Source organism: Streptomyces sp. NBC_01198 (assembly GCF_036010485.1).
In the GTDB taxonomy this organism is placed as follows: Bacteria; Actinomycetota; Actinomycetes; order Streptomycetales; family Streptomycetaceae; genus Actinacidiphila.
Map to the genome: position 1 here is coordinate 5002338 of NZ_CP108568.1, position 15441 is coordinate 5017778.

The following is a 15441-nucleotide window of genomic DNA, read 5'->3' on the forward strand; positions in this document are numbered from 1 at the left end:
CCGGGTCGGCCTCGGCTCGAAGGGGCACGGGGCCCCGGGAACCCCCAGTCGCCTCCGCCGCGGTCCGAGAGGAGCCCCCAGATCACCGCGCCGTCCGCGCGCTGGGCCCAGCCGCCGATGACCGCGAGCGGGGCCCGCGCGGGCCCCGCGGGCACCTCCGGCAGCGGCTCGGCGTTCGCCCAGCGGAACTGGCCGCTGGTCCAGGAAGGGGTCCGGTCAGCCCGCGAGCGGCGCGAACCCGCGCAGCCGCAGGCTGTTGCCGACGACGAAGACCGACGAGAGAGCCATCGCGGCACCCGCGATCATCGGATTGAGCAGCCCGGCCGCGGCCAGGGGCAGCGCCAGGACGTTGTAGGCGAAGGCCCAGAACAGATTCGACCTGATCGTCGTGAGCGTCCGCCTGGCCAGCCTGATCGCGTCGGCCGCGACGCGCAGATCCCCGCGTACGAGCGTGAGATCACCCGCCTCGATCGCCGCGTCGGTCCCCGTGCCCATCGCGAGCCCGAGGTCGGCCTGCGCCAGCGCGGCTGCGTCGTTGACGCCGTCGCCGACCATCGCGACCGTGCGGCCCTCGGCCTGCAGCCGCCGGATGACGGCGACCTTCTCCTCGGGAAGGACGTCGGCGTGGACGTCCTCCGCGGCGATGCCCACCGCCGCGCCCACCGCCGCGGCGACGGCCGCGTTGTCCCCGGTGAGCAGCACCGGCCGCAACCCGAGCGCGCGCAGCCGCCGTACGGCCTCGGCGCTGTCCGGCTTGACGGCGTCGGCGACGACCAGCAACGCCTTGGCGCTGCCGTCCCAGCCGACCGCCACCACCGTGGACCCGGCCGCCTCCGCGGCGGCCTTGGCGCCTACCAGCTCCGGCGGCAGCGGCTGCGAGCGCTCGCGCAGCAACCGCTCGCGCCCGACGAGCACCGCGTGGCCGTCCACCACACCCTGGACGCCGAGGCCCGGCAGGCTGGTGAAGTCGGCGGCGGCCGGCAGCGCCCCGACGCGTTCCGCGGCGCCGGCGGCGACCGCCCGTGCGACCGGGTGCTCCGAGGCGTGCTCCAGGGCGCCCGCGAACCGCAGCGCGTCCCGCTCCTCGACGCCGTCCGCGAGCAGCACCGAGGTCAGCGTCATCGCGCCGGTGGTGACCGTGCCGGTCTTGTCGAGCACCACGGTGTCGACGTCCCGGGTCGATTCAAGGACCTCGGGGCCCTTGATGAGGATGCCGAGTTGGGCGCCGCGCCCGGTGCCCACCATGAGCGCGGTGGGCGTCGCGAGCCCGAGCGCGCACGGGCAGGCGATGATCAGCACGGCGACGGCCGCGGTGAACGCCGCCTCCGCGCCCTCGCCGAGGGCCAGCCAGGCGGCCAGCGTGCCCAGCGCGAGCACGAGGACGGCGGGCACGAAGACCCCGGAGATACGGTCGGCGAGCCGCTGGGCGGCCGCCTTGCCGTTCTGCGCGTCCGCCACCAGCCGCGCGATGCGGGCCAGCTGGGTGTCGGCGCCGACCCTGGTGGCCTCCACCACCAGCCGCCCGCCGGCGTTCACGGTGGCGCCGGTGACCCGGTCGCCGGGAGCGACCTCGACCGGTACGGACTCGCCGGTGAGCATCGACGCGTCGACGGCCGACGTGCCGTCGACCACCAGCCCGTCGGTGGCGACCTTCTCGCCCGGCCGGACGACGAAGCGGTCACCGACCGCCAGATCGCCGACCGGGATCCGCACTTCACCGCCGGTCCGCAGCACCGCCACGTCCTTGGCGCCGAGTTCGAGCAGCGCCCGCAGCGCGGCGCCGGCCCGGCGCTTGGCGCGCGCCTCCACGTAGCGGCCGGCCAGGATGAAGGCGGTGACGCCGGCGGCCGCCTCCAGGTAGATCTCGCTGCCGCCCTGCGCACGGGACACGGTCAGCCGGAAGGCGTCGGTCATGCCCGTCGTCCCGGCGTCGCCGAAGAACAGCGCCCACAGCGACCAGCCGAAGGCGGCCAGCGTGCCCACCGAGACCAGGGTGTCCATGGTCGCGGCGCCGTGCCGCAGGTTCGTCCAGGCGGCGCGGTGGAAGGGCCAGCCGGCGTAGACGACGACCGGCGCGGCGAGGGTCAGCGACAGCCACTGCCAGTTGTCGAACTGCAGGGCGGGCACCATCGCCAGCAGGATCACCGGGACCGCCAGTACCACCGCGGTGGTCAACCGCTGCCGCAACGTCGTCAGTTCGGCGTCGGCGGCGGTGGGCACGGCCGAAGGGCCGGACGTGCGGTCGGCGATCGGTGGCGGGGGGAGCGCGGCGGTGTAGCCGGTGGCCTCGACCGTCGCGATCAGGTCGCCGACGACGACGCCGTCGTCATAGCCGACCTTCGCCTTCTCGGTCGCGTAGTTGACGGTGGCGGTGACGCCGTCCATCCGGTTGAGCTTCTTCTCGATCCTGGCAGCGCAGGACGCGCACGTCATGCCGCCGATCTCCAGTTCGACCCACTGGCCGGCCCGCAGGCCGCCGTCCTCGTGCCGTACGTCCACGCTGTGCATCGCCGGTTCCGCTCCCCTCGCCGCTCCCCCCTCGCCGTGTGCGCTCAGGCCCGCCCGACGAGCGCGTAGCCCGCCTCGTCGACCGCGGCCTTGACCGTCTCTTCGTCCACCGGCAGTTCGGAGCCGATGGTCAGCAGACCGGTCGAGGCGACGGCCTTGACCGAGGTGACGCCGGGGATCGCGGTGACCTCCCGGGTGATCGCGGACTCGCAGTGGCCGCAGCTCATTCCGGACACCGAGTAGACGACATCGCTCATGGTCATGCTCCTCGTCGGGTGGTCGAGGACGGCTCGTTCCGTCGCTCCGCTCTTCAGCTTATACCCCCTAGGGGTATTTTCCCGAACGCCCCCCGCGGGTATGGCGCGGCTCACGACCCGCCACCCGTCACTCGTCCTCCGCCAGCCGGTCCAGCAGGGCCGCGGCCAGTCGCAGCACCTCGCGCTCGGTCTCGTTCAGCTCGGCGTCCATCCGCGCCCGCAGCCAGGCGTCGCCGTGGCGCACGTCGCGGGCCATGGCGGCGAAGCCGCGCTCGGTCAGCTCGACGACGTACTGCCGCCCGTCCGCCGCGTCCCTGGTCCTGCCCACCATCCCGTCCCCGGCCAGCGCGGCCAGCGTCCTGGTCAGCGACTGCGGCTGCACGTGCAGGGCCGCGGCAATGGCGCCAGGCGTGGTCGGACCCGACCGGTAGAGGTGCGCGAGCACGCCGAGCCGCCCGCTGGGCAGCCCGTCCTGCTGCCGCTCGGCACGCATCCGGCGGCTGAGCCGGTTCACCGCGCGGCGCAGCACGGCTGCGGGGTCTTGTGGCGGGGGAGGAAACATGGCGGCCATTTTCGTAAGCTCGGCGTACTATCTTCGGCAGAGGGGCTTGCTGATCGGGCTTGGGGACGGGCTGACCGGCGGTCCAGTCGTACGCCAGGCGTAGGGGATGGTGACCGGATGGGACGGGCCTTGGCGGACCGGCTGCGCCTGCTCGACCCCGGGCGGGTCCGGCTGCGGACCGCCGCACGCACCATCCTGGCGGCGCTCGCCGCACTGCTGGCCGCCCTGGCCATGTGCAGGGCCGCGGACCTGCCCGGCGGGATCGTGGTGATCGCGACCGTCGTCGCCGTCATGGTCTCGCGCACTCTGCACGCGACCAGCCTCGCGCATCGCCTCTCCGCTCTGCTGTACGTCCCCGCGATCGGCCTGCTGGCCGGATACGTGGGGCGTTTCATGCTGCACCACGCCTGGTGGGGCGCGGCAATGTACGTCGCCGCGGTCGGCGCGTCACGCTATCTGCTGCGGTTCGGCGGCCATGTACGACGCCTGGGGCGGCTCGCCCTCACCCCGCTCATCGCGGTCATGGTCGTCCCCGTACCGCCGAGCGCCGCCAAGGCCACCGGGCCGGTGTGGGGCGCCGTGGCCGGGGCGACCGCGGTGGTCTGCGTCCTGCTCTCCCAGGCCGTGCTGCCCGCCCGCCCCACCCGCGAGGCCGCCGCGGCCGCCCGCGACCTGATCCCGGCCGCCCGCCGTCTGCGCGCCCTCGCGCCGGGCACGCCGGGCCACGCCCGCGCCGCCCTCGCCCTGCACCGCGCGGCCCTGACCGCCGAGGACCGCCTCGACGCCGCCGCCGTCCCCGTCGCCGCCTCCGCTGCCCTGGCGGACCTGGCGGCGGCCGTCCTCCACGCGGAAGTCCTGGCCCATACGCCGGCCGCCGTGCCGCAGCAACGGCCCGTGCCCGCGGGTGACGCCGTCCCGTCCGGTCCGGGGCCTGGGGCTGGTCCCGGTCCCGCTTTCGCTCCCGTTGCCGGCGCCGTTCTGCCGGACGGCGCCCTCACCCGGGCCCTGGCCGAGGTCGAGGCCGCGGCCGCCGCCGTACGGGCCGTCCCAGCGCGGGAGCACCCGGCGCCGGAACCGGCCAGGCCCCCGGCTCGCAAGGGGCTGCAGCCGCACACCCGCCTCAGCGTGCAGTTGACCGCCGCAATGGGCGCGGCTTTCGCCGTCGGCCACCTCCTCTTCCCCCACCACTGGACGTGGACCGTGATCACGGCCTTCGTCGTGTGCAGCGCCGCCCGCGCCCGCGGCGACGTCGTCCACCGCAGCGGACTGCGGGTGGCCGGCGCCTTCAGCGGCGCCGTGACCGGCACGGTGCTCGCCCATCTGGTGGCGGGCGTGCCGCCCGCGGCCGTGGCGGTGATCTTCTGCTACCTCTTCGTCGGCGTATGGCTGCGCGACGTGAGCTACGCGGTGTGGGCGTTCTGCGTGACCAGCCTGCTGGCCGTGCTCTACTCGCTGAACGGCGAGCAAGGCTCGGCCCTGCTCCTGCAACGCCCCGAGGGCATCCTGGCCGGCTCGGCGTGCGGGATCCTGGCCGCGTACTTCGTGCTGCCACTCCGTACGGAGACGGTCATGCGCGGCCGGGCGGCCCGCGCCCTGCAGATCCTGCAGGACCTGCTCACCGCGGTGCGCCAGCCCCACCCGGAACCCGCCGCACTGCGCAAGCTCGCCCGCGCCCTGGACCGCGCGGCCCGCGACCTCAGCGACGCGGCGGCCTCCGCCCGGGCCCACCGCGCCCTGCTCGGCCGCCGGGCCGCCGAGGGCGCGGCGCCGCACGCCGCCGACTGGGCGGACACGCTGGCGGAGTGCGTCCGCGAGGCCCGCGCGCTGGCCGCCACACCCCCGCCGGACCTGGCGGCGGCCCGCGCCCACCTCGTCCTGACCGCCGGCAACCTCGGCCAGGTCCGCCGCCGTCTGGGCCACCGCCCGGACGCCGAGCCTCCCCGCCTGCCCACCACGGCACCACCACCCCACCTGCACCGCCTGAACGCGGCCCTGACCGACCTCTACCACCAGCTCCCGGCCCGCACCTGACACCGTCTCCCCGCTGAGCGGGACCGCGCGACGCCCATCCCCGGGACCGCCCGCACTGGGGGCGAGCCCTGAGAGATTGCGCACTACACCCACCACCCCTCACCGCACCGGGATCCGGGCCTCTACCCTGGTCGGGTCGGCGCGTACCCCCTGCGGGACGCGACCTATTCACCAGGAGGCGGCACCGTGCTGCGCACCATGTTCAAGTCGAAGATCCACCGCGCCACCGTGACCCAGGCGGATCTGCACTACGTCGGGTCCGTCACGATCGACGCCGACCTGATGGACGCCGCCGACCTGCTGCCGGGCGAGCTCGTCCACATCGTCGACATCACCAACGGCGCGCGCCTGGAGACCTACGTCATCGAGGGCGAGCGCGGCTCCGGCGTCATCGGGATCAACGGCGCCGCGGCCCACCTCGTGCACCCGGGCGATCTGGTGATCCTGATCAGCTACGCCCAGGTCGATGACAAGGAGGCCCGCGCCCTGCGGCCGTCCGTGGTCCATGTCGACGCCGCGAACCGGATCATCGCCCTGGGCGACGACACCGCGGAACCGGCCCCCGGCAGCGACGCCGTACGCCCCCCGCACGCGGCCGCCCGCGCGACCGTCTGACACACCGCTGACGGACCGCTGACGGACCGCCAGAACGCAGCGCGGGAACGCAGTCCGGAAGGCAGCCGGAACCCGGCCGCGCCAGCCGCGCGGAAGGCTACGCCGCCGTCACCACCGCGGCACCCATGACCGGCCCGGACACCGGGCGTATCCCGACACGGGTGCCGCGAGCGGCAGCGGTCCAGCGGGCACGCAACCGCGCCAGCTCCGCGAGCTCTTCGGCCGTCCACGGCCGGTCGCCGTGCTCCTGCACATATGCGCGCAGAGCGGCGTTCGCCTGATCGATACTTCCCCCGTACATGTGAACCACCCTAGACGGGGGCACTGACAATCCCCGAATCGGCCGGCCACCGCGCGTACCCGCCCCGCCACGGTCAGCCAGCCTCCGTGCACCCCTCTGACCAGCCCAACGCGCCCCGGCCGAGCGTGGGAACACCGATTGTCGGTGCCTGCTGCCATGCTGAGTGTGAGGGAGGACACAGCGTCCAAATCCGGCAGATCGATCACCCCACGATCACTCGGTCCACGGAGGTTCCAGCATGCTCACCAACGACTATGTGCCCGGCGTGCCCAACTGGGTGGATCTGGGCAGCCGCGACGTCGCGGCTGCTGCCGCCTTCTACGCCGACCTGTTCGGCTGGCAGTTCCAGTCGGCGGGACCGGAGATGGGCGGCTACGGGATGTTCCAGCGGGACGGTGAGACCGTCGCCGCCCTCGGCCCGCTCCAGGACGAGCACGCCCAGCCCGCCTGGACCGTCTACTTCCACACGCCCGACGCCGACACGACGACCAAGGCCGTCGAGCAGGCCGGCGGCAGCGTCCGCTTCGCGCCGATGGCCGTCGCCGACCAGGGCCGCCTCGCCGGCTACACCGACCCGGCCGGCGCCGAGTTCGCGGTCTGGGAGCCGGGGACGAACGGCGGGCTGGACAGGGTCGGCCCCGGCGCCCTGTGCTGGGTGGAGCTCTATACGACGGATTCGGCGAAGGCCAAGCAGTTCTACGGCAGCGTCTTCGCCTGGGACTACGAGGACATGCCGCTGCCCGGCGACGCGGGCTCGTATGTGGTGGCCTCCCGGGCCGGCGGCGGCCAGGAGGGCTCGCACGCCGGGCTGATGCAGCTCGGCACGGACATGCTGCCCGAGGGCACCAGCTACTGGCAGCCGTACTTCGCGGTGGCCGACGTGGACGGGACGGTGGCCAAGGCCTCAGCGCGCGGCGGTGCGGTGCTGATGCCGGGCACGGACATGGCAGGCGTCGGCAGGCTGGCGCTGCTCAGGGACCCGGAAGGTGCGTTCTTCGCGGTGCTGAACGCGGCACGGCCGGACAATCCGGTGTCACCGACCGCCTGACGGCGGCTCAGGTGCCGCCGCCGGGCCACTCGGCCAGCTGCCTGCGGCTCTCGAAGCGCACCGCCCGTCCGGTCAGCGGGTCGGTGAACTCCAGAGCCCGGGCCAGCAGTTGCAGCGGCCGGGACCAGTCCTCCGCGGCGGCCTCCGGCAGCAGCCGCGGATAGAGCGGATCGTGCAGCAGCGGCAGGCCCAGCCCGCTCATGTGCAGCCGCAGCTGGTGGGTGCGCCCGGTCGCGGGCAGCAGCAGGTAGCGGCCGAGGCCGTCGCGGTGGCCGAGGAGTTCGACGCGGCTCTCGGCGTTCGGCGGCCCGTCGGTCCGCTCCTCGGCCGCCATCCGCCCGCGCTCCTTGACGATCCGGCTGCGTACGGTCCGCGGCAGCCGCACCGCCGGATCGTGACGGGCCACGCCTTCGTACTCCTTGCGGACCTGCCGGTCGCGGAAGAGAGACTGGTAGGCGCCGCGGTCCTCGGGGCGTACGACGAAGAGGACCAGGCCCGCGGTGAGCCGGTCCAGCCGATGGGCGGGGGAGAGCAGCGGCAGGTCCAGCTCCTGCCGCAGCCGGGTCAGCGCGGTCTGCGCGATGTGCCGGCCGCGGGGGGTGGTGGCGAGGAAGTGCGGCTTGTCGGCGACGACGATCCGCTCGTCGCGGTACACGACGCGGACCTCGTAGGGCACCTCGGTCTCGGGCTCACGGTCGCGGTGGAACCAGACCCAGCCGCCGGGCTCGTACGGCGTCGCCGCCCCGACCGGCCCGTGTGCCGTCACGAACCTGCCCTCGGCGAGCATCGCCTCCACCCGGTCGGCACCGACAGCGGGACCGTAGCGCCCGAGCAGGTGCTCCCGCACCGTCGCCCAGCGCGCCGCCCCGTCCCCGGGCAGCCGCAGCCGTACGGCGTCCACCCCCGCGCGCTGCGGCAGCGGTGACGGCGGCGGCCGGCGGCCTGCCCTGCGAGCCACGCGTCCCACACCTCTTCCACTGTCCGACGGTCGCCCCGCGAGCCGCAGCCGGCGCGCGCTCGGCGCCGCCCGGCGGGCGTACACAAGAAGGTTGGGTGCCCCAGGCAGGCTTCGACCTGCGACACCGGCTTCAGCGGAGCGACAGGATGCAGGGTACGGCGCGCCGGGCACCGCCGGTCCGTCCGCTCACGCGTCGCTCACAGCCGGCTCCTGGACAGCGCGCCCGCCGTGGCCCTAAGTTGCTGCGACGGCCGCACCGGGCGCCGTGACGCCCGACGAGGAATCCCTTGTCAACGACCCTGCCTGCCAAGCCGTACCGCGACGCCCGACTGCTCGCCACCGTCACCGTGGCCCTGCTGTGCCTCGCGTTCGCCTGCGACATCGCGAATGTCGTCATGAATCTGCACATCGCGTCGGTGACCGACGCGATGATCCACCGTCCTTCGACGGTGACCTCCGCGGAGATCCGCGGGGTGGACCGGCTCCGGCACGACGTCCTGCCCTGGTTGACCCCCGCACAGCTGGCGGCCGTGGCCGTCCCGTTCGTGGCGTTGTTCCGCCGCAGCCGGCTCAATGCCGAGTCCTTCGCGCCAGGCGCGATGAAGGTCGCCGAGGGGTGGGCGGTGGGCGGCTGGGTCGTACCCGTCGCTGCCCTCTGGATGCCCCTGCGGGTCGCGCACGACATCCGCCGCGGCAGCGCCCTGCCCGACAGCCGGAACCTGGTCACGGCCGTCCTGGTGAACTCCTGGTGGGCGCTGTGGCTGGGCAACTCGCTGGGCGTGGCCGTACTCCCAACGATCCTCGACGGCGTCCTCCTGGACCGTGCGGACTACGACACTGACGTCGCAGCGGTTTCCGCTCACGCGTACGCGGTCGCGGATGTGGTCAGCGGCGTGTTCGGCCTGCTCGCTGCCATCGCGGCAGTCCTCGTCGTCCACGCCGTCACCGTGCAGCAGCGGGCGAGGGCAGCGGCGGGCGGTCTCGTATCGCCGCAGGTGGCGCACGTCTTCCCGGCGCCCGGGCAGGACATCGCCGGCGCTTGACGCGAGCGGAGCCTGCTGCCGGAATCCGACCTGGCCGTCGCGGAGGCGGCGGCCCGGCTCGTGCCGCGCTCCGCGGTGTGGCCCATGACGGCAGCCCGTCTGCTCACGCACCGCTCACGCAGAAGGCCCCGGACGAGGAGTCCGGGGCCGCATTACGCACTACCGCTCAACGAAACCGCTGGTCAGAGCTACTTCGGTTTGTGCCCCAGGCAGGATTCGAACCTGCGACACCGGCTTTAGGAGAGCCGTGCTCTATCCCCTGAGCTACTGGGGCCGGGCTTGCGGACGACGTGGACGAGCGCGCTCGGAAAAAGGCGTCGTCCGGCCTTGGCAAGGGGCCTGGCCTGCCGCGGACGGCGGCCAAGGACAGGGTAGCGGATGGGCGGCGAGCGGCGTGGAGGTGCCGGGGTGCGGGGAGGGTTCGCAGTGTTCTGCGGGGGGAAGGCAAGAGCGGCACGGCCGCGCGCGGGCGGCCCTACGGTGGGACGGCGCGCGGGCGGACCCGGCCGCGGGCGGGAAGGGAGCACGGTGGAGGCGGAGTTGGCGGCGCTGGCGACCTCGGGGGCTACGACGCTGGTCGGGCTGATGGCCTCGGACGCCTGGGCCCACGCGCGCGGCCGGCTCGCGCGGTTCTTCGCCCGGGGCGGCGAGGCCGGCCCGGTGGACGCCGAGCTTGAGGAGTCCCGCCAGGAGCTGGCCGCCGCCAGGGGCGCCGACGACGACCTCGCGGCGGGCGACGTGGAGGCCGCGTGGCGTACGCGGCTGCGCCGTACGCTCCGCGCGGACCCGGCGGCCGCCGAGGAGCTGCGCCGGCTGCTCGCCGAGCTGGAGCCGGTGCGGACCCGCGAGGCGACGTCGATCGTGAACAACACCGTCAGCGGTGGCGTCCAGCACGGGGTGGTCCAGGCTCAGAACGTCGGCCCTGTGGCCTTCCACGGATCGGGCACCGCGCCCTCCGGGCCGCCCGCGGAGGCGGGTCCGGGCGGCTGAGCGGCGGCGGGGAATAGCTGGGGAGTACCCTTCGTTCGAGTGGTTGAAGAGTCAACCAATTGGACGGTGGGTGAGATGCAGTTCGGAATCTTCACAGTCGGTGACGTCACCATGGACCCGACGAATGGACGGACGCCGAGCGAGCACGAGCGGATCAAGGCGATGGTCACCATCGCGCAGAAGGCCGAAGAAGTCGGGCTGGACGTCTTCGCGACGGGTGAGCACCACAACCCGCCCTTCGTCCCCTCCTCGCCGACCACCATGCTCGGCTACATCGCCGCGCGGACCGATCATCTGATCCTCTCGACGTCCACCACGCTCATCACGACCAACGACCCGGTCAAGATCGCGGAGGACTTCGCGATGCTCCAGCACCTGGCCGACGGCCGGGTCGACCTGATGATGGGCCGCGGCAACACCGGACCGGTCTACCCCTGGTTCGGCAAGGACATCCGGCAGGGCATACCGCTGGCCGTGGAGAACTACGCCCTGCTGCACAAGCTGTGGCGCGAGGACGCGGTCGACTGGGCCGGCAAGTTCCGCACACCGCTGCAGTCCTTCACCTCCACCCCGCGCCCGCTGGACGCCGTCCCGCCCTTCGTGTGGCACGGCTCCATCCGCAGCCCGGAGATCGCCGAACAGGCCGCGTACTACGGTGACGGCTTCTTCGCCAACAACATCTTCTGGCCGAAGGAGCACTTCAAGAAGCTCATCGGCTTGTATCGCGAGCGCTACGCGTACTACGGCCACGGCTCGCCCGAGCAGGCGATCGTCGGGCTCGGGGGCCAGGTGTTCATGCGGAAGAACTCGCAGGACGCCGTCCGCGAGTTCCGGCCGTACTTCGACAACGCCCCGGTCTACGGTCACGGGCCGTCCCTGGAGGACTTCACCGACCAGACGCCGCTGACCGTCGGGTCGCCGCAGGAGGTCATCGACAAGACGCTGGCCTTCCGCGAGTCCTTCGGCGACTACCAGCGGCAGCTGTTCCTGATGGACCACGCGGGACTGCCGCTGCGCACGGTGCTCGAACAGCTCGACCTGCTCGGCGAGGAGGTCGTCCCCGTCCTGCGCCGCGAATTCGCCAAGGGCCGTCCGGCGAACGTACCGGAAGGCCCCACCCACCAGGGGCTGCTCGCCCGCCGCGACTCCCAGGAGGTCGACGCATGACCAGGAGCCTCGTCGTGATCACCGCCGGCCTCAGCCGACCCTCCTCCACCCGGCTGCTCGCCGACCGGCTGACCGCGGCGGCGCGGCAGCACATCACGGACGGCGATGTCGACAATTCCGGCGGTAGCGAGGAGGTGGAGGTGCTTGTCGTCGAGCTGCGCGACATCGCCAACGAGATCGCCCAGAACATGGTCACCGGCTTCCCCGGCCCGCAGCTGCGCGACGCCGTCGACGCGGTCACCGCCGCCGACGGCCTGATCGCGGTCACCCCAGTCTTCACCGGGTCGTACAGCGGCCTGTTCAAGTCGTTCTTCGACATTGTCGACAAAGATGCTCTGGCCGGTACTCCGGTGCTGATCGCGGCGACCGGCGGCACCGCGCGCCACTCCCTGGTCCTGGAACACGCCATGCGGCCGCTCTTCAGCTACCTGCGGGCGGTCGTGATGCCCACGGCGGTGTATGCGGCGACCGAGGACTGGGGAGCAGCGGGCGACGACACCCTCGCCCAGCGCATCGACCGTGCCGCGGCGGAACTGGCCGCCCAGGTCACCGCACGCCCGGCGTCCCGCCCGAGGCCCGAGGAAACGTTCACGCCGTTCGACCGGCAGCTCGCCGACCTCGCCCCGAAGGAGTGAGCCGGCGGGACGCCGCTACGCGGAAGTCACCCCTGCGGCGCCCGGTTGACGCCGGGCGTCGAGGAATTCGACGACCGCCAGGACGGCGACCGCCACCACCGCGATCCAGATGACGACCCGCGCGGTCGGGTAGGGCCACAGCAGCAGCGCGAGCGCCGCGCCGGCGACAACCGTCCACCGCAGCAGGTGGCGGTGGCGGTGCACCCACGGCCCGACCGGCCCGATCGTCGTGATCCCGACCGACTGCCGCACCGCCGCGATCCCGTTCACCCACGCGGCGGTGACGCGCCCTGCCCAGCGCCCGCCGCCGCTCAGCCACGCCCCGAGCGCGACCACGACTCCCAGAGTGATGATCATCCGCACGGTCGCCCACAGAAAACGTACGAGCTGGTCATAGATCGCTCCGGCGGCTGCCTCGTTCCCGCTGCCGGCCAGATGATCGAGATAAACGGACCGGAAGATCGCCAGCCCGATCCCGAGCGCCGCCAATCCCGCGGCGACGCCCAGTCCTGCCGCGGCCACCGCCCGCCGGCGGTGCGCGGCGAGCAGCACGCCGCCCACCGCCAGTGCCACTGTGACGACGGGCAGCCAGTTCCCGGCCACCTGCAGGATCCGGAAGCCGTTTCTCACCCGCTGCACATCCCTGGACTTCACCAGGGTGAAGTCGGTCCGCACGTCCGGGATGAGCGACGCGACGCCCAGTCCGCGTCCCAGCAGCCGCTGCTTGACCTGCGCCACGACCGGTGCGAGGTCCAGGACTACGGCGTCGCCCTTGACCTTGACCGGAGAGTCGGTGTCACCGGTCAGCGCGCCGGTGAAGGCCGCGTGCGCCTGGCGGTTCAGCTGGTCCCAGAGCGTGGCGAAGGCGTCGCTCGCGACGAAGCGCGCCACCGTCTGCCGCACGAGGTCCCTGATCGCCCCGGTGATCGGCCCACTCGGGCCGCCGAGGGCCTTTTTGAGGTCCTGCTCGTCGCCGGGAGCCACCTTGGACAGCAGGGAGTCGAGGTCGATCTTCGCCATGGCCGCGTCGGTCACCCGGTCGGTCACGGCGTCCTGGACGTCGGGATTCCCGGCGAGCGGCGCCACCGTCGCCACGTAGCGGTCGGTGTCCGCCATCTCGTCGGCAACCCAGACAGCGATGGCGCTGAGCGGCGCGAGCACGGCTGCCAGTGTGATCAGCAGTGCGGACAGAACCATCCGCCACCGTGGTCGCGTCGAGAAATCTTTGCTCGGCGCAGGCAGTTCATCGCGTCCATCGGCGCCGAGCGGCTCGCCGGCCGGTCGCGGGGTGTCTCCCGCCGGCCCGTCCGCGCTCGTCGCCATATGCGTCCTCCCTCACCGGGCCGGGGCGCGGCCACTGCCTCCCCGCCAGCCAACGGCCCCGCGGCCGCGGCCGCGCGCGTAACTGCTGCGTACGGGTGTCGGCGGCGCTCACCCTCCCGAGTGGCCGCGGGACTACACCTGCCGACCGCCGTTCGCCCACCGGGTCAGGCCGAACGGGTGAGGGTGCGTTAGTGCTTTCGACCCCGCGGTAGTGATCGTTGTGCAGGTGCAGCACCACACTCCGTGGCCGTCATCGCCACCAGGGACGGTCGTCCGATGGCGGTCGCGGTGGATTCCGTCCCTCCCTGCCCGGCATCCCCACCCTGGCCGCAAGGCCGCGGTGTCCCGCGTGGCGGTCCGCTGAGCGGCACCTAGCGTGGCAATTCCGGGGAGATGCGCGTCAGCGCAAAGGAGACCCACGCCATGGCCCGAAGCTCCTCCGAGTCATCAGCAGCCTCCGGACAGGACGACTTCTCCGAACCCCCCGCCCGCCGCTGGTGGATACTGTGCGTGATCGGCCTCGCTCAGCTGATGGTCGTACTTGACGCCACGATCGTGACCATCGCGCTGCCCTCCGCCCAGCGGGACCTGGGCTTCAACGACGGCGACCGCCAGTGGGTCATCACCGCCTACGCCCTGGCCTTCGGTTCACTGCTGCTCTTCGGCGGCCGGCTCGCCGACCTCGTCGGCCGGAAACGGATCTTCCTGATCGGCCTGGTCGGTTTCGCGGTGGCCTCGGCGATCGGCGGCGGGGCGCCGAACTTCGAGATCCTGGTGATGGCCCGCGCCCTGCAGGGCGCCTTCGGCGCGGTGCTCGCCCCCGCCGCCCTGTCGCTGCTGACCACCACCTTCACCGATTCCAAGGAACGGGCGAAGGCCTTCGGTATCTACGGCGCCATTGCCGGCGCGGGCGCCGCAGTGGGGCTGCTGCTCGGCGGCGTCCTCACCGAATACCTGGACTGGCGCTGGTGCCTGTACGTCAACCTGATCATCGCCGTCATCGCCTTCGTCGGCGGCATGCGACTGCTGCGTCCCGGCGCCCCGGCCGACCGCCCCCACCTCGACATCCCCGGCACGCTCCTCGTCTCCGGCGGCCTGTTCTGCATCGTCTACGGCTTCTCCGACGCCCAACGGCACGCGTGGAGCGCCGTCAGTACCTGGGGCTTCCTGTTGGCCGGAGCGGTCCTGCTGGCGGCTTTCGTGCGGTGGCAGTGGCGTGCCCCGCATCCATTGCTGCCGATGCGGGTGGTCGGCGACCGTGACCGCGGGGCGTCGTACATTGCGATCTTCCTGTCCGGTGCCGGGATGTTTGGTGTCTTCCTCTTCCTGACGTACTACTTGCAGCGCACGCTCGGGTACTCGCCGATCACGACCGGTCTCGCCTTCCTGCCCATGGTGGCGGTGCTGGTGGCCACGTCCTTGACGACGACCAATGTGCTGGTGCCGTCGTTCGGCGCCAAACCGATCGTTCCCACCGGCATGCTGCTCGCCGGCGGCGCCATGGCCTGGCTGACGGCGCTGGACCGCAACAGCACGTACGCGGGCCACGTCATGCCGCCGCTGCTCCTGCTGGGGCTCGCCCTGGGCCTGATCTTCGCCACCTCGATGAATCTCGCCACCGCTGGCGTGAAGCCGCGTGACGCCGGTGTCGCGTCCGCCATGGTGAACACCAGCCAGCAGGTCGGCGGCTCCGTGGGCACCTCACTGCTGAACACCCTCGCCACGAGCGCGGCCACCAACTACCTGGCCGGCCGCCGCCCGACGCCGGCCGCGGTCGGACAGGCGCAACTGCACAGCTATTCCGTCGCGTACTGGTGGTCGGCCGGATTCTTCGTCTTCGGCTCCGTGGCCACCTTCCTGCTCTTCCGGCCCGGCCCGCCGCGCGTCGGCGGAAACGCACCAGGGGGCGACGCGCCGCCGGGCGCCATGTGACCCGCGCCGGCGCCGTATCCACATCATGGGAACGGTCGGCATAAAGTTGGTAGGTACAGCTATCGTTCGGC

The 15441-nt window shown here is 72.9% G+C and carries 14 protein-coding genes and 1 tRNA gene; 8 read left to right on the forward strand and 7 right to left on the reverse strand.

The annotated features are described in order from the left end of the window. Positions 1 to 216: 216 nt before the first annotated feature. The 3 genes from OG702_RS22360 to OG702_RS22370 all read right to left on the reverse strand — a co-directional run bounded on the left by OG702_RS22360 (position 217) and on the right by OG702_RS22370 (position 3327). Positions 217 to 2508 (reverse strand): heavy metal translocating P-type ATPase, encoded by a 2292-nt coding sequence (locus tag OG702_RS22360; RefSeq protein WP_327290695.1) that lies wholly within the window; start codon positions 2506 to 2508, stop codon positions 217 to 219. Positions 2509 to 2552: 44 nt separating this feature from the next. Continuing rightward, positions 2553 to 2765, reverse strand: coding sequence for a heavy-metal-associated domain-containing protein (locus tag OG702_RS22365; RefSeq protein WP_327290696.1), 213 nt, complete (start codon positions 2763 to 2765; stop codon positions 2553 to 2555). A 127-nt stretch (positions 2766 to 2892) separates the two neighbouring features. After that, positions 2893 to 3327, reverse strand: a complete 435-nt coding sequence (locus tag OG702_RS22370) for a MarR family winged helix-turn-helix transcriptional regulator (RefSeq protein WP_327290697.1) — start codon at positions 3325 to 3327, stop codon at positions 2893 to 2895. 117 nt (positions 3328 to 3444) lie between these two features. Here OG702_RS22370 and OG702_RS22375 point away from each other — a divergent pair, with 117 nt between their 5' ends. Both OG702_RS22375 and panD read left to right on the forward strand, forming a co-directional pair. Then, complete coding sequence (locus tag OG702_RS22375; RefSeq protein ID WP_327290698.1) at positions 3445 to 5358, forward strand: FUSC family protein; 1914 nt, start codon at positions 3445 to 3447, stop codon at positions 5356 to 5358. 186 nt (positions 5359 to 5544) lie between these two features. Further along, positions 5545 to 5973, forward strand: coding sequence for an aspartate 1-decarboxylase (gene panD, locus OG702_RS22380; RefSeq protein WP_327290699.1), 429 nt, complete (start codon positions 5545 to 5547; stop codon positions 5971 to 5973). Between the two features lie 97 nt (positions 5974 to 6070). Here the strand turns inward: panD and OG702_RS22385 are convergent, their stop codons facing one another. Then, the gene (locus OG702_RS22385) at positions 6071 to 6274 is read right to left on the reverse strand and encodes a hypothetical protein (protein ID WP_327290700.1); all 204 of its coding nucleotides are present in this window, start codon (positions 6272 to 6274) and stop codon (positions 6071 to 6073) included. 238 nt (positions 6275 to 6512) lie between these two features. On the opposite strand from OG702_RS22385, the gene OG702_RS22390 reads away from it, so the two are divergent. Then, positions 6513 to 7322: a VOC family protein gene (locus OG702_RS22390; protein WP_327290701.1), complete on the forward strand. Its 810-nt coding sequence runs from the start codon at positions 6513 to 6515 to the stop codon at positions 7320 to 7322. Between the two features lie 7 nt (positions 7323 to 7329). On the opposite strand, the gene OG702_RS22395 is transcribed toward OG702_RS22390, so the two are convergent. Then, positions 7330 to 8280 (reverse strand): pseudouridine synthase, encoded by a 951-nt coding sequence (locus OG702_RS22395; RefSeq protein ID WP_327290702.1) that lies wholly within the window; start codon positions 8278 to 8280, stop codon positions 7330 to 7332. A gap of 287 nt (positions 8281 to 8567) precedes the next feature. On the opposite strand from OG702_RS22395, the gene OG702_RS22400 reads away from it, so the two are divergent. Beyond that, on the forward strand, positions 8568 to 9323 hold the full coding sequence (locus tag OG702_RS22400; protein WP_327290703.1) for a DUF4328 domain-containing protein: 756 nt from the start codon (positions 8568 to 8570) through the stop codon (positions 9321 to 9323). Positions 9324 to 9524: 201 nt separating this feature from the next. Here the strand turns inward: OG702_RS22400 and OG702_RS22405 are convergent. Further along, a tRNA-Arg gene (locus OG702_RS22405) sits at positions 9525 to 9597 on the reverse strand. A gap of 254 nt (positions 9598 to 9851) precedes the next feature. Between OG702_RS22405 and OG702_RS22410 the strand changes: the two genes are divergently transcribed. From OG702_RS22410 to OG702_RS22420, 3 genes are all read left to right on the forward strand, one after another. Beyond that, positions 9852 to 10313, forward strand: coding sequence for a hypothetical protein (locus OG702_RS22410; protein ID WP_327290704.1), 462 nt, complete (start codon positions 9852 to 9854; stop codon positions 10311 to 10313). Positions 10314 to 10388: 75 nt separating this feature from the next. After that, positions 10389 to 11480 carry an LLM class flavin-dependent oxidoreductase gene (locus tag OG702_RS22415; protein ID WP_327290705.1) on the forward strand — a complete coding sequence of 364 codons (1092 nt, stop codon included), beginning with the start codon at positions 10389 to 10391 and terminating at the stop codon, positions 11478 to 11480. Beyond that, positions 11477 to 12115 carry an FMN reductase gene (locus OG702_RS22420; RefSeq protein ID WP_327290706.1) on the forward strand — a complete coding sequence of 213 codons (639 nt, stop codon included), beginning with the start codon at positions 11477 to 11479 and terminating at the stop codon, positions 12113 to 12115. The genes OG702_RS22415 and OG702_RS22420 overlap by 4 nt, the downstream gene beginning before the upstream one ends. Before the next feature lie 15 nt (positions 12116 to 12130). Here the strand turns inward: OG702_RS22420 and OG702_RS22425 are convergent, their stop codons facing one another. Then, entirely contained in the window at positions 12131 to 13312 is a 1182-nt protein-coding gene (locus tag OG702_RS22425) for a hypothetical protein (RefSeq protein ID WP_327290707.1), read from the reverse strand. Positions 13313 to 13861: 549 nt separating this feature from the next. On the opposite strand from OG702_RS22425, the gene OG702_RS22430 reads away from it, so the two are divergent. Then, on the forward strand, positions 13862 to 15370 hold the full coding sequence (locus OG702_RS22430; protein WP_327290708.1) for an MFS transporter: 1509 nt from the start codon (positions 13862 to 13864) through the stop codon (positions 15368 to 15370). Positions 15371 to 15441: the final 71 nt, after the last annotated feature.